This is a genomic window from Acinetobacter seifertii (assembly GCF_016064815.1).
GTDB lineage: Bacteria > Pseudomonadota > Gammaproteobacteria > Pseudomonadales > Moraxellaceae > Acinetobacter > Acinetobacter seifertii.
Genome location: NZ_CP065820.1, coordinates 3,053,486 through 3,077,269, shown reverse-complemented (window position 1 = coordinate 3,077,269; position 23,784 = coordinate 3,053,486). Strand labels below are relative to the sequence as shown.

Below are 23,784 nucleotides of genomic sequence, written 5' to 3'. Positions count from 1 at the left end.
GGAAAGGTGCATCAAATGAGGTCAAAATATAAAAAATTGACTTCATCAGGCGGCTCTTTGTCATATAATTGTCATAATTTAATTTAAGAATACAGAGGATTTTATTATCCTCTTACCGTCTGCATGAATTCTAATCTACCCCCTGTTTCGGATTCAAAACTTGCGGCAAACCTGCAAGCAAAATCGACGAATGTACACGTCCCAACACCGAAATTTTTTATGCCGGTGTTTCTGACGATTATTGTTGCAACACTTATTTATATTGGGTTTCAGGTTAGTGCTGATTTAGCGCATGTTCCACCTTTGAGCCTTTATTCGGTTATTCTTTTATCTACTGCGCTTTTTATTGCATTGGGCTTTGAATTTGTAAATGGTTTCCACGACACTGCCAATGCAGTTGCAACGGTCATTTATACAAATGCATTGCCGGCACCAGTTGCAGTCATGTGGGCTGGTTTTTGTAATTTCCTTGGGGTAATGGTCGCAAGTGGTGCTGTTGCTTATGGCATCATTGCATTGCTTCCTGTTGAACTTATCATGAATATGGGTAGCGGTGCTGGCTTTGCAATGGTATTTGCATTGTTAATCGCTGCAATTCTTTGGAACCTTGGTACTTGGTTCTTAGGAATCCCAGCTTCTAGCTCTCACACCTTGATTGGTTCAATCTTGGGCGTGGGTATTATGAACCATCTATTGAGTGCATCGACTGGCGTAACGACTAGTGGTGTAGATATGGATCAGGTGATTAAAGTAGGTAAGGCATTATTATTTTCACCTTTAATTGGTTTTGCTTTTGCAGCAATCTTATTCTTGTTGGTTAAAACTATTTTTAAACGCCAATTAGAATTATTTCAGCCACCTGAAGGTAATAAGCCACCACCAGCAATTATTCGTGCAATTTTAATCTTTACCTGTACAGGTGTAAGTTTTGCACACGGTTCAAATGACGGCCAAAAAGGTATGGGACTCATCATGCTCATTTTGGTTGGTTTAGTACCATTAGCTTATTCAATCAATAAAAACCTCGATACACAACAGGTTCAATCATTCCACCAGCTTTCTTCTCAAACTGCTGTTTTGTTAAACCATAATCAGCAAGAATTGAATGATGAAAAAGCGCGTGAAGTTTTAACTAAATATATTCAAACCAAGCAACAAACACCTGAAGTTGTACCTGCATTGGCAAGTATGACTGACCACTTAGGTGCTCGTGTTTCTAGCTATCGCGACTTAAAAGATATTCCAGAAGCTGCGATTAGTGAAATTCGTAATGACATGTATTTAAGCACAACCACGTTTAAACGTTTGGATAAAGCAGATGCTTTACCAAAAATGGATGATTCACAGAAAAAGCTTGTGAAAGATTATCGTGGTAGCTTGGATTCATTCTTACAGTACATTCCAAACTGGGTGAAAGTTGCAGTTGCATTAGCGCTTGGTCTTGGCACTATGGTCGGTTGGAAACGCATTGTGGTAACTGTAGGTGAGCGTATTGGTAAGAACCATATGACTTATGGTCAAGGTATGTCTGCTGAGCTTATTGCAATGAGTACAATTGCAGCAGCAGATGGTTTAGGTATGCCAGTTTCAACTACACATGTTTTAAACAGTGCTGTTGCAGGTACCATGGTTGCAAATAAATCTGGTCTAAACTTTAATACTGTTAAAACAATCTTATCAGCTTGGATATTTACTTTACCTGCGACCATCTGTTTGTCTGGTGGTTTATATTGGTTGTTCTTAAAGTTCATTTAAGTTGTCTGTTTAAATCTAAAAAGCCACTATGATTAGTGGCTTTTTTATTGGCATCTTTAAAAAAAAGATCGCTTTTTTCAGATAAATTCAGTAAAGAATGAATGATTATTGCAAATACTTATTGCTGTGTGACTAGCTCAAAAAATTGATGAAAGGATATAGGATGAAAACGGTTCAACTTGATCAGCTAAAACAACAATTCCCACTCATTCAAACATTACAAGATTACCAAGAAACATTTTGGTTTAACCCGAATCGTTATCCTTTAAAAGATGCACTCGCGAAAGTTGGTCTTAGCGAGCAAGATGTAAAAGACGCCGAGGCTAGGCTAGACCGTTTTGCTCCTTACTTGGCAAAAGTCTTTCCTGAAACTCAAACGCAACACGGAAAAATTGAATCCGAGTTAGTTGAAATTGCAAATATGCAACACGCCCTATCTGTAAAAGAGCAAAAGGAACTTACAGGCAGCCTTTGGCTTAAAAAAGATAGTCATTTACCGATTTCAGGTTCAATTAAAGCACGTGGTGGTATTTATGAAGTCTTGGCTCATGCTGAAAAACTAGCAATTGAGGCAGGGCTTCTTAAGTTAGAAGACGATTACAGTAAACTCGACCAAGATGCATTTCGGACATTTTTTTCCAAATATCAAATTGCAGTAGGCTCTACAGGTAATCTTGGTTTATCTATTGGTATTATGAGTGCGAAGCTCGGCTTTAGAGTGACAGTGCATATGTCTGCCGACGCAAGGCAATGGAAAAAGGATAAATTGCGTTCATTGGGCGTTAACGTGGTTGAATATGACAGTGATTATGGGGTTGCTGTAGAGCAGGGACGTAAAGCTGCAGAACAAGATCCAAATTGCTTTTTTATTGACGATGAAAATTCAACAACATTATTTTTAGGTTATGCCGTTGCGGGGTTACGTTTAAAACAGCAGTGTGAGCAAAAGCAGATTAAAATCGATGCTGAACATCCATTATTTGTTTATTTACCTTGTGGTGTAGGTGGTGGCCCCGGTGGCGTGAGTTTTGGGCTTAAACTTGCTTTTGGTGAGCATGTACATTGTATCTTTGCAGAACCCACGCATTCACCTTGTATGTTATTGGGTGTGCATACAGGACTGCATGATGAGATTTCAGTAAATGATATTGGTTTAGATAACATTACTGCTGCAGATGGGTTAGCTGTTGGTCGTGCTTCTGGATTCGTAGGGCGAGCTATGGAGCAGTTAATTGATGGTTACTACACGATTCATGATGAACGTTTATATGAGCTGATTGCACTTTTAAATCAAACTGAAAATATTCAAGTTGAACCCTCAGCAGCGGCTGGCATGATGGGGGCATATTATGTGCAAACTACTCCTGATTATTTAGCTTTGCATCAATTGTCTGCAGAGAAGTTAAAGCAGGCAACACATGTGGTCTGGGCGACTGGTGGTGGTATGGTGCCACCGGATGAAATGCAAAAGTATTTAACTTATAGTCAAAACAAATAATTAGATTAAAAAAAGCCCAATTCGAAAATTGGGCTTTTAATTTCATTATTTTTTCGAGAATTTCTTAAAAGGAAGTTTCTCTGCTGCAAAACCGTAAATAGCAGCAAAAGGGAGAGCTGTACGGGCTAAATAAGCCACACGCCATAGACCACCGTGATTGGCACCTTCCATCATTAATTCTAGAGGATGATCAAGTACAGTTTCTGGGTTTGCTACTGAGGACTCACTTCTTAAGTCATGAATCCATAGCGCTGCCATAATCGCATTGGTCGTTTCAGGGCTGAATGCTTCGACATCAAAAAGTTCAGCACCATTAAATGCTGCTTTAAGTAATGGGTTTTTGGTCACCGAGTGAGTTGTAGTAGATGGAGCAATATTAATACTTACACGTTGGCCTTGATGACGAGCAAGTGTTGCACGCCATTGTTGAATGCGTTTTGCCAAAGCATAGTTTGGTCCTTGTTCAACTACTAAGCAGTCTGCAATACCATAAGTTTTACCATTCTCACTGGTAATTAAATCTTGATAAGGCGCTTGGAAAAAACGTTTAAGTGAAAGAGCAGAAACTCCTTTCGCAGCCATTTTCTGTAGTTGTGAACGCGATTTAAATTTCTCTTGAGCTGCTTCTGCAACTTCTTGAGGTACTGCGTAAACATCGGTTGGAGTACACATGAACATTAAGCTGGTATCTGATTTATGTTCACTCACATATTGCATAATGCTATCCATTGCCATTGAAACACGGACATGTTTTTCACCGTCTAAATACGCAATAGCAGCTAAATCTAACTTTTGTGGAAATTGAACTAACCACTGTGCAATTTCTGGAAGTTGAGTCAGTAAATTGGCACCTAATTTATCTCTTAACTCTGAGGCTTTTGCTGATGAGTCAACTGATTCAATCGTAGGTGCAATAAGCGTTGCATTTCCATTTTTAATCGTATTTAAGATTTTGCCCCACACTCGTGAATTTGGTAAGTCTATTGCAATAATATTAGCTTTCCATTTTGCCAGCCAAGGTAAGGGACCCGCTTCCGATGCTGCACCAAACAACACCATAGTACGGTCTGATAAATCAAACCATTCAGGATGTGCGATAGCTTCACGTAATGCGTTTGCATGGCTTGGTTCAATAATTCCTGCATTTTCCCATTTTTGAATTTGGTCAAGAAGACTTTGTCCACTGAGTTTCTGACCTTTATATGGAACATACCATTCCGGTGCCGATTCACTTTCGCCTTTAAACTTTACTGTATTTAAAGGTGCAGACGAAGGAATGCGAAGAGCATCTTTTAAAAGGTAATGTTTGCCATCTCTAAAAAAATCAAAAAGATGATGTGCCTTATGTAACCCTTGTTTTGCAATGGTGATTGGATTGTTGTTATTAGAAAGTCCATGCTGAACAAGCGATTTAAAGTATGTTGGATAATTTTTTCGCCAGTTTTTTTCAGTCAAAATCTGTTGAGCAGTTTTATTATCTACAATAGATAAAGCTTCTGACAAAATCTCTTGGCCTGTGCGAGAAGTACTTTGCTTTTTTGTTGAAGCGTGTATTGGAAATTGTAGACCTTCTACTTGACTCTGACTGGACATAAAATATCTCACTTGTACGGTATCATTAATATACAGGTGTATACATTATCTATGCCAACGTAAAGAAACGAGTGGCAATAACTGACAAAATCAAAATTAAATTATTTATGTGATAGAGGTAGTTTGAGTGAATTTTTATGATAATTCGATCTCATTTTTACATCATTTTTTTTCACATTTTTAGAACATTTTTATGGACTTACGTTACATAAATGATTATTTTGTATAGAGCGAATTCATCAGGTCTAAACTGAAGATAAAATGTTCAAAATGTATCAATAAAAAAGATACGATGATGATTAAAAAACTAGACTTTTTTATTAAACGATAAGACTAGTGAAACGGAATAAGAAAGAATTGGGGTGAAACTAGATGGAAGACAACGTAAGATTGTCTTTTAAAAATCTTGGGGATATGGTGATTTTTTTGCACCATAATTTTCTAGTTTCGCCCCATCTAATTTTGGGTGAAACCCTTCACGTGAGCTGTAAGTCATCTTGCTAAAGGGCAAGGTCAATTCGTTACAGTCTATCTAAACCTTTAGCAACGGCCTTTTTTAGCTTGTCCTGGTGGACAAAAATCACCTGGATGATTGTGATAAGGCGAATCCGGATCGACCACCACACTGCCAGCTGGGGTATAAACTGCACAAGCAGATAGTGATAGTGTGAAAATTGCTGCTGCACAAACTAGTAATACTTTCATATTGTTCTCACTTTTTATCATTCTCCCTTTTACTATTTACTATAAAAATTATTAGATCGTTTTTCGATCTACTTTTGGTTAAGAAATATCAATACTACAAAATAGTTTTAACTTGTTAAGGTGTACGTAAAATTGTTCTAAAACCAACATGTGTAGCAGCTAAATCAAAATCTTGAGGGTAACGGCTACTGTTTCGATAACGTGAACAATAATTTTCAGCACACAAAAATGAGCCTCCTTTAATGACATATTGGGTACTGCTCATTTCTTTTTGTCTTAAATCAGAATAATTACCCATATGCTGATCATGTGCGCCTTGGTAGGGAGAGGATGTCCATTCCCAAACATTTCCAATCATATCGAATAGTTTAAAGCCATTAGGTTTAAAGCAGCCGACAGGAGCAACACTCGTAAAATTATCTTGATTCAAATTTTCAAAAGGAAATGCACCTTGCCAGTAATTTGCTTGGGGATGCTGATGTTCATCAGTAGGTGCTTGGTGTAAAGGCGTGTCGGTCTGTGAGTTTGCTTTAGCGGCGTACTCCCATTCAAGTTCTGTGGGTAAATCGCGTCCTAGCCAAACTGCATAATGCTCAGCATCATTTTTTGTCACGTAGCGTACAGGTTCATGAGGGTTGGGAAGTGCGCCATTTTGGCCATTTGGCATTTTCCAGGTATATCCAGATTTGAGTTGCCACCATTGCTGTGGGTGATGAGGGTCTGGTGAAAAAACAGCTGCCTGTTTTTGTTTTTCAGCATCGGTAATATAACCAGTTGCTTTTATGAAACTTGCAAATTGAGCGACCGTAACTTCAGTCTGATCAATCCAGAAACCTTTAACTTCGCGCTGTTTTTTCCCGAAATTAAGTTCATCAGGATAAGCTTTTTCAGAACCAAAATTAAAATGTCCATCTGGAATGAACACCATTCCAGCCGTTGTATTTTTAAGCCAACCTGCTGGAAGGCCTGTATAGCTTTTACATTGTTCAATAGAACCCAAAGCAGCCGATGGGGTGGCTTGCTTTGGTACAACTTTTTTCGTGTCATAGCTATGTTCAGACTTACTACAGCCTGCAATGAATAACAGGCTGATTGCAGTGCTTAAAAGCAGTTTCAATTTCATTTGACGTTATATTCCTGTACGCCATTTTGCTCAGTGTATTTTTGATAAACCGAGAGCAACTCTTGTACTTTTGCTGGGTAAAGCTGCGCAACATTGTGATTTTCACCACGATCAGTGGCAATGTTATAGAGCTCCCAAGTACTCGTGCCTAATTCAGGGCGACCTTGAAGCGCAATTTTCCATTCGCCTTGTTTGGCATATTTACTACCATGGAGTTCATCGGCAAAGCTGAAATTTGCTGGACGGATGGTTTGTGATTTATTTTCAAGTACAGATTTCCAAGAATAACCGCTCGGTGTATTAATGGTTCGACCTTTATATTGGCCCTGAGGGACTTGAATATGGGCATAATCTAATAAGGTTGGAAAAACGTCGAGTACAGATGCAAAGCTATGATTGGTTGCTTCTGCTTTTTTCTGATTTGGTAATTTCACAATAGCAGGTGCAGTCGTTGCACCTTCGCCAGCCGTATCTTTCCATAAGTGGAAAGGTGCCGCACTGACCTCGGCCCAACGTGGTCCAATATAGTGGTATGAAGTAGGCGTACCTACGTTTGTTACAGAGTTATCAAAACCAGATTCACTACCATATCCACCACGAATAAAACCTTCTGCGCCATTGTCAGAAACAAAGAAAATTAAAGTATTTTCATAAAGATTATTTTGTTTTAGATATTGGATAATTCGGCCCACGTTGGCATCAAGATTTTCTACCATACCTGCGTAGATTTCCATTTTACGTGCTTCAAGTGCTTTCTGTTCAGCCGTTAACTCATCCCATTTTCCATATTTCTGTGGTGCATTTTGTGTTGCAATTGGTTCTGCTGCTTCAAAGTTTGTCGGAATAATTCCAAGCTGTTTTTGGCGAGCTATACGTGCTTTACGAATAGCATCGTAGCCAACATCATAAACGCCACGATATTTGTCACGGTATTCTGCTGGAGCTTGTATAGGCCAGTGAGGTGCAGTATAGGCAGCATAAGCAAAGAACGGTTTGCCACTATTTTTGCCTGATTCTAAGTAGCTCAGCAATTTGTCGGTAAAGTAGTTGGTCGAGAAGAAGTCATCAGGTAATGCTGAAACAGGAATAATTTGACCATCTTCGGTATAAGTCGAGTTGCGTTTAAAGGCACTTGGAGCTTGTTTAAAGTGATGATCTAGACCTTGTAATAAGGTAAATGAATGATCAAAACCTTTGGCATGTGCATTGGTTTCAGGGGTTAACCCTAAATGCCACTTACCACTAATATACGTCCGATAACCATTGTCTTTGAGCACCTGAGCAATCGATAAAGAGCGTTCATTTAAATAGCCTTCATAGCCTGGCTGCCCTTTTAAATGGTCTGGTGTAAGCTCTGCCATAGCGCCTATACCTGCTAGATGATGGTCAGTACCAGAAATGAGTTGCGAGCGAGTAGGGGAGCAAGTTGGTGCAGTATGATAGTCCGTTAAAAGTCGTCCTTCTTGCGCCAGACTATCAATATTAGGCGTATGTATTTCACCACCAAAGGCTCCTAAATCTGAATAGCCTAAGTCATCGGCCATAATGAACAGAATATTGGGTTGCTTTGATGTAGTTGTTGCAGTTTCTTGTGAATTATTATCGTTACAGCCAGCTAAAGATAAGCTAAATAAAGCAATGGAAAGACTAGATAAAAGAGCTTTGTACTTCATTGTATCATCTGAATTATTAAAAGAATTGTGCACGAGTTTAATCAGATGGTTTTTGCAATCAAAACAAGGAATTGATCAAAGAAAATCAGAAAAATGTCTGAGCATTTATATTCATAAATAAATGAGAAAAAAAGAAAAGCCCTTAATGGGCTTTTCAAAAATATTCAGTTTAAAATGGCAAACGGGTAAGTTGATCTAGGAAATGCGGAATCACTCTTGGTTCAATCAAGATTGTTACAATCACGCCGTAAGCCGCACCCCATAAATGGGCACTATGGTTAATATGAGTATTGCCACGTTTGCCTGCCCAAATGCTATAAGCGACATATAAAACCGCAAAAATAATCGCTGGTACAGGAATAAAAAATACAAAAATCAGCTTCCATGGCTGAAACAGAATATAAGCAAATAGAACAGCAGACACCGCTCCTGAAGCCCCAAGACTTGCCCAGTTTGCATCATTTTTATGTTGTAGATAGCTTGGTAAAATCGCAAAAATTAAACCGCCTAAATAGAACAACACAAAGCCCATGTCATAAAAATATTGGCGATAAAAACTCTCGATAATACTGCCAAAGAAAAACAGGGTAATCATGTTGAACAGTAAATGTGTCCCATCTGCATGAATAAAGCCATGTGTGATGAAACGATCAAATTGTCCACGTTGCATTGCAGGAGGCCAGAAGATCAGACGATTCATAACATTTTGATTGCTAAAAGCAAGTAAAGACACGACGACCGTAATAATAATAAGGGTAATGGTATGGTTAAACGGCAAATTCAACATAAGAAATATTTAAAAAATGATCAATACTGGGGTCAATAATGCCATTAAAAATACAACTTGAAACCCTGTTGTGTATAAATCCGACAAATTTAGTTGATTTTTTTTAAATCCACCTCATCTTCGGTTAATATAAAGGCATCAGCTTGAGGAATATTGTTATGTCGACTGAGAACACCAACACTGCTGTTGCAGAAGAAATTCCGAACCTTTTGATTACACCATCTGCACAAGAGTATTTGCACGAATTATTGGCGAAGCAAAATACTCCGGGAATTGGCGTTCGAATTTTTGTTGAACATCCGGGTACACCACGTGCAGAGTGCTGTATGGCATATAGCGCACCAGAAGAAGTTGTACCAACGGACTATAAACAGGACTATCCTGATTTTCCTGCATACATTGATGCACCGTCTATTCCATATCTTTTAGACGCTGTAATTGATTACAACAAAGACCGTTTCGGTGGTCAGTTAACTTTCCGTGCACCAAATTCAAAAGTGCCACGTGTAGGACCAGATGCTTCAATTGAAGAACGTATTACTTATATTCTTCAAGCAGAAATTAACCCAGGTCTTGCAGGGCATGGCGGTAACTGTAGTTTGGTAGAAGTACAAGACGACCCAGAACATGGTTTAACTGCTGTATTAAAATTTGGTGGTGGTTGCCAAGGTTGTTCTGCAATTGATGTGACTTTAAAACAAGGTGTAGAAACAACTTTGAAAGAAAACATTCCTGAGCTTCAACGTGTGGTTGACCAAACAGACCATACACAAGCTGAAGGTGCTTACTTCAAATAAAATTATTTGAAAAATGAAATAAAAAAGCCTCTATATGAGGTTTTTTTATTATTCAATATAAATAATGATAATTATTATCAATATCATTTGTAATTTTATTTATCTTTGTTACAATGCGAAACTGAAAATGAGAGATGTTTAATAAATCAATATATTGGGAATACTTATGTCGAAGCGTATTATCCAGTCAGTGCTTTCTGTTTCAGTACTGGCAAGTATGATGTCTATGACTTATGCTGCACAAAGCGAGCAAGAACAAACATTAGAAAAGCCTGCTGAACCTGTGAAATTGGAAACAATTTTTGTAACAGCTGAAGAGCAGGTGAAGCAATCGCTCGGTGTGTCGGTGATTACCAAAGAAGATTTAGAAAAGCTACCTGTTCGTAATGATATTTCTGACTATGTACGTCGTATGCCGGGTGTCAATTTAACTGGTAATAGCGCAACAGGGCAGCGTGGTAATAATAGACAAATTGATATTCGTGGAATGGGACCAGAAAATACACTTATTTTAGTGGATGGAAAACCGATTAATTCTCGTAATTCAGTTCGTTATGGTTGGAAAGGAGAGCGTGATACACGCGGTGACTCAAACTGGGTACCAGCAGAAGCAATCGAGTCGATCGAAGTTTTACGTGGACCAGCAGCAGCTCGTTATGGCTCTGGTGCTGCGGGTGGTGTAGTCAATATTATTACTAAAAAAGTGACGAATGAAACCCATGGTTCGGTAGAGTTTTATACTTCACAACCTGAAGACTCTAAAGAAGGTGCATCAAATCGTGTTGGTTTTAACGTAAGTGGGCCATTGATTAAAGACGTTTTGTCTTATCGTTTATATGGTAATTACAATAAAACAGAAGCTGACGACGTCGATATTAATAAATCAATAGGTAGTACAGCAGCTGGCCGTGAAGGCGTTAAAAATAAAGATATTTCAGGCCGTTTAGCTTGGCAGGCAACAGACCAGCAAACTGTCTTACTCGATGTTTCTTCTAGCAAACAAGGCAATATTTATTCTGGTGATTCTCAGTTAAATGCAAATGCCCAAACGGATACGATTCTTTCGCAGCTCATCGGTAAAGAAACCAATACTATGTACCGTGATAGCTATGCATTAACGCATGAAGGGGATTGGTCTTGGGGTAAAAGTAAGCTCGTTGCTCAATATGATAAAACTCACAATAAGCGTCTTCCTGAAGGTTTGGGCGGTAGCACAGAAGGAAAAATTAATAATCTGGATGACAAAGCCACTTCACGCTTAGAAACGCTTCGATTAAATGGTGAAGCCAATATTCCTTTTGAATATTATGTACCGCATGTATTAACAGTAGGTACTGAATGGGTTGAAGACAGATTTAAAGATAATATTTCGACAAATCAGGGTACAGACAGTAGTGGTTCGGGTTATGGCGATCAATTAGCTAAAGGCAATCGCAGTAAAATGGAATCACGTATTGCTTCTGCATATATCGAAGATAACCTAAAATTTACAGACAGCACTGATGTGGTATTAGGTTTACGTTTCGATGATCACAGCAAATCAGGTTCTAATTGGAGTCCAAGCTTAAACGTTACTCAAAGACTCAATGATTATTTCACTTTAAAAGGTGGGGTAGCAAAAGCCTATAAAGCACCGAATATGTATCAAAATGCCGAAGGGTATTTGTTAAGTACAAATGGTAATGGTTGCCCGGCTAATATTGATTCACGTTGTTTATTACAGGGTAATGGTGATCTAAAACCCGAGACTTCGGTAAACAAAGAGCTTGGTATTCAGTTCCAAAAGGATATCGTGAATGCGAGCTTAACTTGGTTCCGCAATGACTATAAAGATAAAATTGTAGCTGGTACAAATGTTGTTGGAACAGTAGATGGTTCAAGCACCAATGTAAATACTGGCGCTGTGACCAATACCAAGTGGAATATCTTACGTTGGGAAAATACGCCTAAAGCATTAATTCAAGGTTTTGAGGGAAGCTTGGGATTAGACTTCGGTGATATCCGCTGGACTAACAACTTTACTTATATGATGGACTCGAAAGATAAACAGACAGGGAACCCATTATCTTTAGTGCCAAACTATACGATTAACTCAATTTTTGATTATGACATTACAGATCAGTTAGATGTGAATTTTGTGTTCACGCAATATGGCCGTCAAAAATCACGCCAGTTTGCCGAGAATAGACTCGAATCGGGGATTGGCTCAGGTGGAGCAAATTCTGCACTTAAGCCAAGTACTGTAAAAAGCTATAGTATTGCTGGAATTAACGTCGGTTATAAATTTTCAGATAATATAAGTACACGCGTTGGTGTAAGTAATCTATTTGATAAACAAATTTTAAGAGATAGTAACTCAATTAGCCAAACTTACAACGAGCCAGGTCGAGCTTATTATGCATCTTTAAAATATTCTTTCTAAACAAGACTTATGACAAAGGCGCTTCAAGCGCCTTTGTTATTTAAAATATCTAATGCTTTTTCAGAGTAATAAAACTTTTCTAAGTACACACGGGCACGGCGTCTTAAATGTCCTGTTGTAACGAGTTGTTGTAATACGGGTACAAGTAACTGAGTAAGTTCTTGTTGTACTAGGCTTTCTTCAATATTTAGGTCTCGCAGTAACAAGTCAAAATTACGTTCTTGGTTACGCGCGTACCACGTATAAATACCATCATGGACTTGTTGTTTTAGATAATCAGTTTGACGAATATGGTCCCAAATTTCATGCCCTAAACCAACCGTTTTGGTTAAATCTTCAGTTTCTATATAATTTTTTAAAACAGAAAGTGGCATCGTTTTAACTTTATGCCAAATATTAGCTTGAAAGTGATAAAGCTTATCATTGTCAAAATGTTGGTTTAAAACACGTTCACTCATTTGGCTGAGTTTTAAAATATTCTTTTGCAAATAATGGTTAATCGTGTCATCGAGATTAGAATCGGTCACGGTTTCTAATACCGATTTGCCCATTTTCATAAAACGACCTACACCTGGTACGCGTTTTGACATAGATTCATCTAAATAATCATGCATTGTTTGCTGAATCAGTTGCGTGAGCAGTGCAGAAAAGGCTGGATTATTTACAATTGTTTTAATGAGTTTTTTACGATGCTGTTCTTTACTTGCAACATACTGCGCAATGCTGTCAATGGTTAAAACAGGAATAACATCTTCAACCGTTGCTGTGTCATTTGCAGGATGAATGAGTGCAAAGCGAATATGCTCAACAATTTGTTCAATCAAAAAATCAGAAGCAGGTGTATCTAAAATCTGCTTTTGAATGAGCTGTTGAATTTGTTCAAAAGTCCACAATTGTTGTAACTGCTGGCTACCCAACCAATGATAAAACTGCTCAAACTCTTGTTGGATGACTTGAGTCTGAGCAAATTGCTCATCTAGAAAATCTAGATGAGCTTCAATAAGTTTTTCAATGATTGGTTGGGTAGACATAAGGTCTCACAAGTCCGAAGTTTTATTTAATGAGAAGTCGTTTTTGACGCTTGATTTGTTTCTACTTTAAGTAAAAACGGTACATATTGTTGAATAACCAACTGCTCAGCCTCCAAAATTGGCATATGGCCTACGTTTTCTAAAATGATAGGAGGTTGTGCATTTTTTAAGAGACTTTTGAGCTCACTCGCCACTTCTACATTAATAATTTTATCTTGTTTGCCCCATAAAATGAGTGTGGGTGCATCAATGGTTTTGGTAAGCACTGCAAATGAGTCTGGAGTGTAGACTTTATTAAGTGCGATCAGTTGATCAACTAGTTTTTGTGTTTGCGGTGCCTGATTAATCATCAGTTTTTCCTGAGCCTGTAAGAACTCTTTAGGAATAAACGGAGGATTAAACATGGTTTGTTTTAACAAATAGTTAAAGTCACCTTTTTTAGAGACTAAAAGTTGTTTTAGATAGGTAGGATCTTTGAGATAAATTGTGTTGGCAGAACGGAAAATACCGCCGCTATCAACTAAGAATAGACTCTTAGTTTCAAATGGATATTGTCCAGCATAGAGTAGGGCAATTGAGCCACCAAGCGAGTGCCCCGCAATATGAATAGGTCCCTTCAAATTTTCAGCTTCAACAAATCGACGTAATTTTTCAGCTAAGTTGGGAACAGAATAATCGAAATCTTGAGCAACAATTGTTTCGCCACTCCCTGGTAAATCAGGAATAATGACATGATAATTTGTAGTTAAGTAATGTGCTACTCGGTTCCAGTTATCTCGACTACCACCTAAACCATGAATAAGTAACAAGGTCGGTTTTGTGGTTGAACCACCTTCACTATATGACCAAGTAATATCACCTACTTTTAATTTTTTACTTTGCAGTCCGGCCCAGCTACGTTCTTGCTGTAATATTGTTTGAAAACTGACATCAATATTATCGGCTGCCTGCGTTTGAGAAATACTAGTTACTGACAACAAACTACAAGCTAGAGTCAATGCAGTAGCAGTTTTTTTCATAGAGGCTTTAATTGGAGCGGACAGCCTTATCATATATTTCATCCTTGAAGCTTAAACGAGTTTGAAAAATTATTGAAAAACTTTGCCAATGAGTCATTTGCCAAACGTTTGGAATGAAGAAAATTATAGTCAATCTATAAACTAAAGTATGTCTATTTTTTCACTAAACAGTAGGGAATTGTGCGGTTATCCTTCTTATAAAACTCATTAAAGCTTTAAAAATATTTTCTTAGAAAAGGATTCATTTTTTGTCAGTGACATTCAAATTTTGACACATTAAAATGATTTCTAACCTTGAAAAAACAATGGAAATATAAAATGCCTACTGCGCAAGAAGTTTTAGATCGTTTGAAAGCAGGTAATCAACGATTTGTAAATGGAAATACTTCCCTTGCAAAAACCTTATCGCATCATGAACGCGCTGAAATGGCAAAGGATCAAAATCCGTTTGCAATTGTATTAGGCTGTTCAGATTCTCGTGTACCAGCAGAAATGGTATTTGATCAAGGTCTTGGTGACTTATTCGTAATCCGTGTTGCTGGTAATGTTGTTGCGCCTTCACAAGTTGGTAGTGTTGAGTTTGCGGCAGAACGTTATGATTGTCCGGTTGTAGTTGTATTAGGACATAGTCATTGCGGTGCGATTCAAGCGACTATTGATACGTTGATGAACCCTGATCATCCGCCATCATCTAACTTAATGTCGATTGTGAACCGTGTTCGTCCATCAGTTGAAATTTTAATGCAAACTGATCTGAAAAATGATTTGAAAAAACTTTCATGTCATGCAGTACGTTCAAACGTTTTTGCTTCGGTCAATCAATTACGTCATGGTTCGGCTGTATTAGAGAACCTGATTGCAAAAGGCGAGTTGATTGTTGTTGGTGCTGAGTATTCATTAGAAACTGGTGAAGTTACTTTTTTTGACTTCTAATCAGTCTATAAAGATTTAAAACTAAAAGGTGCCTATAGGGCACCTTTTATGTATGGATAAGCTAAATTAAGTAATTTTGACTGCGCTTGGGCATTTGGATGAATCAAGTCATTTTGCATTAGTTGTTTTTGTCCAGCGACGCCATCAAGGAAAAACGGTAGCAGTTTCACCTGATATTTTTGGCTTACAGTTTTATAATTGGTTTCAAATGCTTTGCTATAAGCTGTGCCATAATTAGGCGGAATCTTCATACCAAAAAGAATAACCTGCGCCTTTTGTTGTTGGCTTAAATGGACGAGCTGCGACAGATTTTGTTGAATCATTTGTGGGGGTTGACCTCGTAAACCATCATTCCCACCTAATTCAATAACTACGACTTCGGGTTTATACGTTTGTAAAAGCTTAGGTAATCTGGCCAAAGCGCCACTTGTGGTTTCACCACTCATACTTGCATTGACCACTTTATGTTGTTTGGGATACTGTTGGTCTAGACGTTTTTGTAGTAATTGTACCCAACCTTGTTTAGGGTCTATTCCGTAACCGGCACTAATACTATCTCCTAAAATTAAAATAGTTTTGGCCGAGACCAACATAGGCAACATGCTCAATGCGATGAGCAAGAGACTTTTAGAACCAGACAAATAAGATTTATACATTTGTGTTTCGACCCGAATACTAAATATATAGGACTGTCCCCATCATGCCACAACCTATCATTGCTGCCCATCAAGTTACACAAACTATTCAGATTAACCAAAATCAATTTATGATTTTAAAAAATATCGATTTAGATATTTATGAAGGGGAGCAGGTAGCCATTACGGGACGTTCTGGTTCAGGAAAATCGACTTTACTTGGTATCTTAGCGACTTTAGACCAGCCGTCTGAAGGCGAAGTATGGTTATGTGGTCAGCCTGTTCATGAGTTGACGGAGGAACAGCGCGCCCAGATCAGAATGCAGCATGTTGGCTTTGTATTTCAGTCTTTCCAACTTTTACCGCAGTTAAGTGCGCTTGAAAATGTGATGTTGCCGCTTCGGTTACGTAAAGATTTTGATTATAAAATTGCTGAGCAGAAGGCCTTAGACTGGTTGCATCGGGTAGGTTTAAGTCGTCAAGCGGAACAAACGCCTAAAGTCTTATCTGGTGGTGAGCAGCAACGTGTGGCAATTGCACGGGCACTTATTGCAGAACCACAAATTATTTTTGCAGATGAACCTACTGGAAACCTAGATGGTCAAACAGCCCAAGAAATTGAACGGCTACTTTTTGATTTAAATAAAGAGCTCGGTACGACGCTTATTTTGGTCACACATGATCGCAATTTGGCTGGACTTTGCCAGCGTCATGTTGAATTAAATGATGGTTGTTTAAAGACAGTACAGGGTGGTTAGACTATGCGTAATCTACTTAAGCCACTTTTGCTACAAAGCTTTCGCACTGGAGGGTTATATTTACTCATTATTGCGCTTTCACTTGCGATTAGTGCGACCACGGCTCTTAAGTTTAGTAATGGCCAAGTTAAAAATGCGATTAGCCTACAAGCCTCGCAAATGTTAGCAGCTGATTTGGTTCTATCAAATAACGAACCTCTAGACACTAAATGGCAAAAAAAGGCGGAACAGATTGGATTAAAGCAGACTCATGTGACTATGTTTAGTTCAATGGCACATACTCAAGATCAGTTTGTCATGGTCAATGTGAAAGCTATAGAACCTGCGTTCCCATTAAGAGGAAAACTTGAGATTGAGCCTAGTGCACAGAGTATTCAACCTGGTCAAGTGTGGCTAAGTCAAAGAGCAGCTGATTTACTTAAAGTTAAACTTGGCGATACGGTATCTATTGCAGATGCCCAATTTCATTTTAGCGGCGTAATTATTCGGGATTCAAATCAAGAACTCGGTTTTTCAGGTTTTTCGCCCACAGTTATTATTCATCAAGCCGATATTGCTAAAACCCATGCAATTCAAACAGGCAGTAGAATCGATTATAGACTGTTAATGTCTGGTCAACCTAATCAAGTACAAAACTTTAGCAAGCAATTTAAACAACAACATAAAACTGTAAATGATCAGGAAGAAACCGCAGGTTTACGTTTACGCGATGCCAGTGAGTCAAATAGTAGATTATTACGCCCACTAGAAAACCTTGATACTTTCTTACAACTTGCCAATATTTTAACAATTTTATTGTGTGGTATTGCTATTGCTTTAACAAGCCAACGTTATGTTCAGCAAAACCAAGATCATATTGCTGTAATACGTTGCTTTGGTGCTAGCAAGTTTCAAATTTTATGGGCCTATATTGGGCTACTTTGCGTAGTCAGCGTAATTTCAATTGTGATTGGCAGTCTATTAGGAATAATGATGGGCTATGGTTTACTTGAGCTCATGTTACAACTAATTCCACAACTGGAATTAAGTTTTTCTGTGGTTGGATTTTTACTTGGTCCCTTACCAATTGCCATTTTTACCAGTGTAATTGTGCTACTTGGGTTTATTTTGCCAAGCATTTGGGAGTTGTTAAATACGCCACCTATTCGAGTTATTCGGGAACAGGCAAAATCCCGAAAATCATTATTCTTTATGTTTTTTGCAGGCATCACCAGTCTTGTTATTTTTAGCTTAGTTTTAAGTGAAAACTTAATGCTCAGCATTATAGTTTTGGCTGCCATTATCGTTCTTTGTATTTTGCTGTACACCGTTGTTTGGGGTTTGCTTCGTAGTTTAAAAAAGATGAAAACTCGTTTGACTTTTTATATTCGTTCACCATCGCAAAGTGCCTTACAAATTACAGCTTTGGCTTTGGGATTAAGCCTCATTACGGTATTAAGCGTACTAAGAACAGATTTATTAGAGCGTTGGCAACAGCAGTTACCAGAAGGCACACCAAACCAGTTTGTTTATGGTCTACCACCATTTGATTTAAAAGCTTTTGAGCAACAATTAAAACAAAATGGTTGGCAAAGTACGCCTCTGTATCCAAATATTCGTGGACGATTACTTGCAAAGAATGATGTTCCTTTTTCTGAAGATGCAATCAAGCAAAATAATTCTTTACGCCGTGAATTAAATTTAACTCAGTCAAACATTTTGCCAAATGATAATGTCATTACAAAAGGACAAGCCACTTTTAATGGCATAGGACAAGTTTCAGTCGAGGCAAAAACTGCCGAAAGTTTAGGTATTCAGATTGGGGATAAGCTGACTTTTAGCATGCCAGACGGTACTTTGCAGGCTAAAGTTGTGAATTTTAGAAGTGTTGAATGGGAAAGTTTTAGTCCAAATTTCTTCTTTATTTTTTCGCCCAAAACTTTAGATGAAAATGCGGGTAGCTACTTGGGTAGCTTTTATGTGCCTAAACAAGATCAGCCTAAAATGATTAATATTATTCAGCAATTTTCAAATACAGTCTTTATTGATGTTGACCGTATTTTGGATGAAGTAAAGCGTTTAATGAATGTATTAGTCAAAATCGTGACTGTACTTGCGGCTTTAGTTGGCTTTTCTGGAATACTCGTTTTAATTGCTTGTCTAAACCTGTTAATGGACGAGCGCCGTCGAGAGGTCGCTTTATTACGTTCATTTGGTTTGTCTAAAAATAAAATGAAGCAAATGCTGAGTTTAGAAATTGGATTTTTAGGGCTATTAGCAGGCATTGTTGCCTGCTGTTTTGCTGAGGTAATTAGTGCAATAGCAAGTTATAAAATGAATATGGTTATACAGTGGCATATTGAAATATGGTTGATTTTACCACTGGCTATGATGTTGCTTTGTGCTCTCATTGGTCGATATAGACTTGGTTATCTTTGTAATTTACCGCCACTACAAAGTTTGCGAGAGCTGAACCAGATTTAAGTTAAGGCAGTATTTCTGGGTTCTGAATTAAAATTTCATGCCAAAGTGGAAGTAATGGTGAGTTCAGTTGATTACAGTAAATATAGAAGCCGACTGTTAATAAGAGTCCTCCCATTAAACCCAAAAATTTTAAGGTCGTACTAAGTTTAGTACGGTAACTTAAATACCAAATCAGCGCGAGTAATGCACCCATAATCATACCGCCGACATGTGCAGCATTATTGATACCTGTGGCAACCAGACCGAATATAAGGTTAATCGCCATAATCATTAATAATGCTTTTTTATCGAGTATATAGGCTTGATGAGGTAGAGGAGGAAATAATGAAAGGACAGTTAAAGCCGCACCTAATCCCATCACAGCACCAGAGGCTCCGGCACTTACATGAGGGAGCAAGCTTTGGTCAAAATGTTGTAGCAATTCATGTCCATTTTGAATATTGATATAGCTACTTAAAAGGCTACCAAACAGGCCAGCAAGCAAATATAGGCCGATAAAATATAAACGACCAAATAAAGCTTCAGCGACATTACCGAAAATATATAGGGCCCACATGTTAAGCATAAGGTGAATGATACCAAAGTGAAAAAACATGCTGGTAAATAAACGTTCGGGCTGTCCAGAAAAAGTAAGTGGTGTAAAATCTGCACCCCAGTGAAGAGCATCTTTTATGGCTGGGTCGCTAATGTTGACTCCAGATATAATTTGCCAGATGAACAAACCTACATTGATTGAGATCAGTAGGGCCGTCAGCCACCATGCTTGTACATTGAGTTTACGATTAATGTGCGGAGGCTGAGATTGAGTCATGCTATGCTTTTGTTATATATGAACATGCTTTACAGCTTAACATGAAAAAAGTTGAATACAGGAGATTGGGACGAACATGAAAGCTTTTATTGTTCGCGTGTTGTTAATTTTTATTGGTGCAATTCTCCTAATTCAGCTTTGGATTTTCTCAAGTTTAGTTTGGTGGCGTACTCATGAAGTTGATACTACCATGTTTATGCGAATTGATTATTGGTCAGATACATCTCGGCCGATCATTCATGAATGGCTCGACTATGATGATATAAGCGATAATTTCAAACATGCAATTTTAGCCGGTGAAGATGCAAAGTTTATCCACCATCATGGCTTTGATTGGGATGGCATTCGTTTTGCGCTAGAGCGTAATAACGAAGAGGGCGAAGTGGTTGCTGGTGGTTCCACTGTGTCTCAACAACTTGCAAAGAACTTGTTCTTATACAATAAGCGATCATTTATTCGCAAAGGCCAAGAAACAGTGGCGACATGGATGATGGAGCGTATGTGGTCAAAACGTCGAATTCTTGAGGTCTATATGAACTCTGTTGAATTTGGCAAACATTTATATGGTGTTGAAGCTGCTGCCCAATATTATTATGGTAAAAGTGCTAAAAACCTAACACGCGAACAAGCTGCTTTTTTAGCCGCATTATTACCAGATCCAAAATATTATCAAGATCATCGTAATGACCATAAACTACAATATCGAAAACGCGTTATTTTACGTTATATGAATAGCACCCAGATTCCTGAATAACTTTGTCTTAAAGATGTGTTATTTTTTTAGTTTTTATCAAATTGACATAATTTTGCAGCATACTATTTTGCAGAGATTTTGGTTGGAAAGAGATTAAGTTAGACATGAATACAGCGATTACAGCAACGACCCCAACAGAATATAGTTATAACGACCGTTATATTAATCGTGAATTGTCTATTCTTGACTTTCATTTGCGCGTATTGGAACAGGCAGTTGACCCTTTACATCCATTACTTGAACGAATGAATTTCTTACTTATTTTTTCACGTAATTTAGATGAGTTTTTTGAAATTCGTGTAGCTGGTGTCATGGAGCAATATGCTTTAGGCAATGAAAGTCGAAGTCCAGATGGTTTAACACCTAGACAAGTCTTACAAAAAATCTCTGAGACTGCTCATGCTGCAATTGAACGTCAATATCGTATTTTAAATGAAGAAATCTTGCCTAAACTCCGTGAAGAAGACATTTGTTTCTTGCGTCGTGGGGAATTAACGCCAGCTCAATCAGCTTGGGTTAAAAAATATTTTCAGGAACAAGTTGCGCCTGTTCTAACACCAATTAGTCTAGATCCAGCTCATCCATTTCCGCGTTTAGTCAATAAAAGCCTGAACTTTATTGTGACCTTAGAAGGTAAAGATGCATTTGGTCGTCAAATTGATTTAGCCGTTGTACCAGCACCACGCTCATTACCTCGGGTTGTACGATTACCAGATGAGTTGACAGGCGGTAAAGAGCATCATGTCATGCTGTCTGCCATTATTCATGAACATGTATCAGACTTGTTCCCAGGCATGACAGCAACGGGTTGTTACCAATTCCGTGTAACCCGTAATGCCGATTTGGCGCTTAATGAAGACGTTGAAGATTTAGCTAAAGCTTTAAAAGGTGAGTTAAGTTCACGCCGTTTTGGTCGTGCAGTTCGCTTAGAAGTGACTCATAACTGTCCACAGCATATTTATGAATATTTATTAGAAGAATTCGATTTAACCGATGAGCAACTATACAAAGTTGATGGTCCTGTAAACTTGGCACGTCTGGTTTCAAACTTTAAACGTCCTCATTTGCGTTATGACTCGCATACACCGGTCGTACCAAAAGTATTTAAAAAGACTGAGAGTATTTTCTCGGCTATGCAAAAGCAGGATATTTTGCTTCATCACCCATTTGAATCTTTTGCTCCAGTTATTCAGTTACTCCGCGAAGCAGCACGTGATCCACAAGTACTTGCAATTAAACAAACGCTTTACCGTAGTGGTGTTGATTCGGAAATTGTACAAGTCTTGGCCGAAGCTGCACGTAATGGAAAAGAAGTAACGGCAGTTATTGAGTTACGTGCCCGTTTTGATGAAGAATCAAATATTGAAGTGGCGAATGTACTTCAAGAAGCAGGAGCGGTAGTCGTTTATGGCATTGTGGGTTATAAAACTCATGCCAAAATGATTATGGTAGTACGCCGTGAAAATAATAAATTGGTACGTTATGTTCATTTAGGAACAGGTAACTACCATGCGATGAATGCCCGTATTTATACTGATTATGGTCTTATGACGACCGATAAAGACTTATGTGAAGACGTACATCGTATCTTCCAAGAGTTAACAGGTATGGGAAAAATGGCAAAACTGAAAAAGTTGCTCCATGCACCTTTTACTTTGCATGCTCAGCTCATCAACTTTATTGATGAAGAAATTGCCAATGCTAAGGCTGGTCGTAAAGCCCAAATTATTGTGAAAGTAAATGCTTTAACTGAAGTTCAGTTAATCAATAAATTGTATGAAGGTTCTCAAGCAGGGGTGCAGGTAGATCTGATTATTCGTTCGATTTGTTGCTTACGTCCAGGATTACCGAATTTATCGGAAAACATTCGAGTACGTTCAATCGTAGGGCGCTTCCTTGAGCATACGCGTGTTTATTACTTTAGTAATAACGGCGATGCACGTATTTACTGTTCAAGTGCAGACTGGATGGATCGTAACCTATTTAATCGTGTTGAAGCATGTTTCCCAATTGAAGACCCAGCATTGAAGAAACGAATTTATCAACAAGGTCTTCTTAATTATTTGCAAGATAATCAGCAAGCTTGGTTATTACAAGGTGATGGTACTTGGGTTCGTGCCCAACCTGCTGAAGGTGAAAAATTGCATAATGCTCAAAGGGAATTATTAGAAACATTTAAATAAAACTTAATATTAGAAAACCGACTTTATGTCGGTTTTTTTAATTATATGAAATTCAAAGTATTTTAGTCTGAATACTTAAATGGTTGCAGGATATACAATAATAATTTGAATTAACGCAAGATGTTTAAAAAATATGTGATTCTTTGCATAAAACTTTGAATATTAAAAATATACAAATCACGAGAAATCTACTTTAATACGCCGCATTAAATATACTTAACTTTGGTAAGTGAATAATATGCAATGCTTTATTAAAAGTTTATTTATTAGAATATTTTTAGGGGTAATGCCAGTGACTGCTTATGCAGATCAAAAGTGCTATGGAGATATTATTGTATTTCATAAATATGATGATCAAATGATATATCCCTATTTTGTACAGCCGCCTAGGGAAAAAAATAAGAAGAATGAAACACAAAATAAATCTATAAACATTCAAAAAAGAAAAACGACTCAAGATGAGCAGTTAACACAAAAGAAGGCCGAAGAGACTCAATCAAAAAAAATAGAAGAAAAGAAAACTCTTGAGAATAAAAAACAGCTTGATGCAGCAGTGGCTAAAGAAATTTTAGAAAATGGTGAAAAAAAATGGATGGTACAAGTCGCATTAGCACCTAATCAAAATAAAGCAAATATGCTCCAGTCACAATTGCACGCTAAAGGATATAAGGTTGTGACTAGTCCAACCACAAAAGGAATACGTGTCATGATAGACCCAGCCAATGATTATGCGATTGCACAAATCATTCGAGAAAAAATCATTTCAGATGAGAATTTAGATTTGAAATCAGCTTGGGTTTTCAAATGGGCATCTTTAACAGCGCAGTAAAAGAAAAAGGAGTCC

At 37.9% G+C, this 23,784-nt stretch carries 19 protein-coding genes; 10 read left to right on the top strand and 9 right to left on the bottom strand.

Annotation, left to right across the window (positions count from 1 at the left end):
- Positions 1-123 precede the first annotated feature (123 nt).
- Together I8T81_RS14155 and I8T81_RS14150 are read left to right on the top strand one after the other, a co-directional pair.
- A complete protein-coding gene (locus I8T81_RS14155; RefSeq protein WP_198071496.1) occupies positions 124-1,755 on the top strand; it encodes an inorganic phosphate transporter in 1,632 nt (543 codons plus the stop codon).
- A 163-nt stretch (positions 1,756-1,918) separates the two neighbouring features.
- A complete protein-coding gene (locus I8T81_RS14150) occupies positions 1,919-3,253 on the top strand; it encodes a D-serine ammonia-lyase (RefSeq protein WP_198071495.1) in 1,335 nt (444 codons plus the stop codon).
- 45 nt (positions 3,254-3,298) lie between these two features.
- On the opposite strand, the gene I8T81_RS14145 is transcribed toward I8T81_RS14150, so the two are convergent.
- The 5 genes from I8T81_RS14145 to I8T81_RS14125 form a co-directional block, all read right to left on the bottom strand.
- Positions 3,299-4,846, bottom strand: a complete 1,548-nt coding sequence (locus I8T81_RS14145) for a hypothetical protein (protein ID WP_198071494.1) — start codon at positions 4,844-4,846, stop codon at positions 3,299-3,301.
- A gap of 540 nt (positions 4,847-5,386) precedes the next feature.
- Positions 5,387-5,551: a hypothetical protein gene (locus I8T81_RS14140; protein ID WP_004703129.1), complete on the bottom strand. Its 165-nt coding sequence runs from the start codon at positions 5,549-5,551 to the stop codon at positions 5,387-5,389.
- 115 nt (positions 5,552-5,666) lie between these two features.
- Entirely contained in the window at positions 5,667-6,674 is a 1,008-nt protein-coding gene (locus I8T81_RS14135; RefSeq protein ID WP_198071493.1) for a formylglycine-generating enzyme family protein, read from the bottom strand.
- Entirely contained in the window at positions 6,671-8,347 is a 1,677-nt protein-coding gene (locus I8T81_RS14130) for an arylsulfatase (RefSeq protein ID WP_198071492.1), read from the bottom strand. Before I8T81_RS14130 ends, I8T81_RS14135 begins: the two co-directional genes overlap by 4 nt.
- 169 nt (positions 8,348-8,516) lie before the next feature.
- The gene (locus I8T81_RS14125) at positions 8,517-9,134 is read right to left on the bottom strand and encodes a rhomboid family intramembrane serine protease (protein ID WP_019456839.1); all 618 of its coding nucleotides are present in this window, start codon (positions 9,132-9,134) and stop codon (positions 8,517-8,519) included.
- Between the two features lie 158 nt (positions 9,135-9,292).
- Here I8T81_RS14125 and nfuA point away from each other — a divergent pair, with 158 nt between their 5' ends.
- Together nfuA and I8T81_RS14115 are read left to right on the top strand one after the other, a co-directional pair.
- Positions 9,293-9,931 (top strand): Fe-S biogenesis protein NfuA, encoded by a 639-nt coding sequence (nfuA, locus tag I8T81_RS14120; RefSeq protein ID WP_004703125.1) that lies wholly within the window; start codon positions 9,293-9,295, stop codon positions 9,929-9,931.
- 166 nt (positions 9,932-10,097) lie between these two features.
- Complete coding sequence (locus I8T81_RS14115) at positions 10,098-12,353, top strand: TonB-dependent siderophore receptor (protein WP_198071491.1); 2,256 nt, start codon at positions 10,098-10,100, stop codon at positions 12,351-12,353.
- 23 nt (positions 12,354-12,376) lie between these two features.
- On the opposite strand, the gene I8T81_RS14110 is transcribed toward I8T81_RS14115, so the two are convergent.
- Both I8T81_RS14110 and I8T81_RS14105 read right to left on the bottom strand, forming a co-directional pair.
- A complete protein-coding gene (locus tag I8T81_RS14110) occupies positions 12,377-13,384 on the bottom strand; it encodes a hypothetical protein (protein ID WP_198071490.1) in 1,008 nt (335 codons plus the stop codon).
- A 26-nt stretch (positions 13,385-13,410) separates the two neighbouring features.
- Entirely contained in the window at positions 13,411-14,436 is a 1,026-nt protein-coding gene (locus I8T81_RS14105; RefSeq protein ID WP_198071489.1) for an alpha/beta fold hydrolase, read from the bottom strand.
- 285 nt (positions 14,437-14,721) lie between these two features.
- On the opposite strand from I8T81_RS14105, the gene I8T81_RS14100 reads away from it, so the two are divergent.
- Positions 14,722-15,336 carry a carbonic anhydrase gene (locus tag I8T81_RS14100; RefSeq protein ID WP_001141692.1) on the top strand — a complete coding sequence of 205 codons (615 nt, stop codon included), beginning with the start codon at positions 14,722-14,724 and terminating at the stop codon, positions 15,334-15,336.
- Between the two features lie 32 nt (positions 15,337-15,368).
- Here the strand turns inward: I8T81_RS14100 and I8T81_RS14095 are convergent, their stop codons facing one another.
- Complete coding sequence (locus I8T81_RS14095; RefSeq protein WP_002017670.1) at positions 15,369-15,992, bottom strand: arylesterase; 624 nt, start codon at positions 15,990-15,992, stop codon at positions 15,369-15,371.
- Positions 15,993-16,036: 44 nt separating this feature from the next.
- Here I8T81_RS14095 and I8T81_RS14090 point away from each other — a divergent pair, with 44 nt between their 5' ends.
- Together I8T81_RS14090 and I8T81_RS14085 are read left to right on the top strand one after the other, a co-directional pair.
- Entirely contained in the window at positions 16,037-16,729 is a 693-nt protein-coding gene (locus I8T81_RS14090) for an ABC transporter ATP-binding protein (RefSeq protein ID WP_198071488.1), read from the top strand.
- 3 nt (positions 16,730-16,732) lie between these two features.
- The gene (locus I8T81_RS14085; protein WP_198071487.1) at positions 16,733-19,192 is read left to right on the top strand and encodes an ABC transporter permease; all 2,460 of its coding nucleotides are present in this window, start codon (positions 16,733-16,735) and stop codon (positions 19,190-19,192) included.
- A 1-nt stretch (position 19,193) separates the two neighbouring features.
- Here I8T81_RS14085 and I8T81_RS14080 read toward each other — a convergent pair whose 3' ends face one another.
- Positions 19,194-20,003, bottom strand: a complete 810-nt coding sequence (locus tag I8T81_RS14080) for a rhomboid family intramembrane serine protease (RefSeq protein ID WP_198071486.1) — start codon at positions 20,001-20,003, stop codon at positions 19,194-19,196.
- Positions 20,004-20,079: 76 nt separating this feature from the next.
- On the opposite strand from I8T81_RS14080, the gene mtgA reads away from it, so the two are divergent.
- The 3 genes from mtgA to I8T81_RS14065 all read left to right on the top strand — a co-directional run bounded on the left by mtgA (position 20,080) and on the right by I8T81_RS14065 (position 23,769).
- Positions 20,080-20,757 carry a monofunctional biosynthetic peptidoglycan transglycosylase gene (gene mtgA / locus I8T81_RS14075; RefSeq protein ID WP_004703111.1) on the top strand — a complete coding sequence of 226 codons (678 nt, stop codon included), beginning with the start codon at positions 20,080-20,082 and terminating at the stop codon, positions 20,755-20,757.
- 104 nt (positions 20,758-20,861) lie between these two features.
- Entirely contained in the window at positions 20,862-22,940 is a 2,079-nt protein-coding gene (gene ppk1, locus I8T81_RS14070; protein ID WP_198071485.1) for a polyphosphate kinase 1, read from the top strand.
- A 238-nt stretch (positions 22,941-23,178) separates the two neighbouring features.
- Positions 23,179-23,769, top strand: coding sequence for an SPOR domain-containing protein (locus tag I8T81_RS14065; RefSeq protein WP_025469181.1), 591 nt, complete (start codon positions 23,179-23,181; stop codon positions 23,767-23,769).
- Positions 23,770-23,784: the final 15 nt, after the last annotated feature.

Coding starts and splice junctions, on each gene's coding strand:
- I8T81_RS14155 (WP_198071496.1), top strand. CDS start 124: ATGAATTCTAATCTACCCCCTGTTTCGGATTCAAAACTTGCGGCAAAC.
- I8T81_RS14150 (WP_198071495.1), top strand. CDS start 1,919: ATGAAAACGGTTCAACTTGATCAGCTAAAACAACAATTCCCACTCATT.
- I8T81_RS14145 (WP_198071494.1), bottom strand. CDS start 4,846: ATGTCCAGTCAGAGTCAAGTAGAAGGTCTACAATTTCCAATACACGCT.
- I8T81_RS14140 (WP_004703129.1), bottom strand. CDS start 5,551: ATGAAAGTATTACTAGTTTGTGCAGCAGCAATTTTCACACTATCACTA.
- I8T81_RS14135 (WP_198071493.1), bottom strand. CDS start 6,674: ATGAAATTGAAACTGCTTTTAAGCACTGCAATCAGCCTGTTATTCATT.
- I8T81_RS14130 (WP_198071492.1), bottom strand. CDS start 8,347: ATGAAGTACAAAGCTCTTTTATCTAGTCTTTCCATTGCTTTATTTAGC.
- I8T81_RS14125 (WP_019456839.1), bottom strand. CDS start 9,134: ATGTTGAATTTGCCGTTTAACCATACCATTACCCTTATTATTATTACG.
- nfuA (WP_004703125.1), top strand. CDS start 9,293: ATGTCGACTGAGAACACCAACACTGCTGTTGCAGAAGAAATTCCGAAC.
- I8T81_RS14115 (WP_198071491.1), top strand. CDS start 10,098: ATGTCGAAGCGTATTATCCAGTCAGTGCTTTCTGTTTCAGTACTGGCA.
- I8T81_RS14110 (WP_198071490.1), bottom strand. CDS start 13,384: ATGTCTACCCAACCAATCATTGAAAAACTTATTGAAGCTCATCTAGAT.
- I8T81_RS14105 (WP_198071489.1), bottom strand. CDS start 14,436: ATGATAAGGCTGTCCGCTCCAATTAAAGCCTCTATGAAAAAAACTGCT.
- I8T81_RS14100 (WP_001141692.1), top strand. CDS start 14,722: ATGCCTACTGCGCAAGAAGTTTTAGATCGTTTGAAAGCAGGTAATCAA.
- I8T81_RS14095 (WP_002017670.1), bottom strand. CDS start 15,992: ATGTATAAATCTTATTTGTCTGGTTCTAAAAGTCTCTTGCTCATCGCA.
- I8T81_RS14090 (WP_198071488.1), top strand. CDS start 16,037: ATGCCACAACCTATCATTGCTGCCCATCAAGTTACACAAACTATTCAG.
- I8T81_RS14085 (WP_198071487.1), top strand. CDS start 16,733: ATGCGTAATCTACTTAAGCCACTTTTGCTACAAAGCTTTCGCACTGGA.
- I8T81_RS14080 (WP_198071486.1), bottom strand. CDS start 20,003: ATGACTCAATCTCAGCCTCCGCACATTAATCGTAAACTCAATGTACAA.
- mtgA (WP_004703111.1), top strand. CDS start 20,080: ATGAAAGCTTTTATTGTTCGCGTGTTGTTAATTTTTATTGGTGCAATT.
- ppk1 (WP_198071485.1), top strand. CDS start 20,862: ATGAATACAGCGATTACAGCAACGACCCCAACAGAATATAGTTATAAC.
- I8T81_RS14065 (WP_025469181.1), top strand. CDS start 23,179: ATGCAATGCTTTATTAAAAGTTTATTTATTAGAATATTTTTAGGGGTA.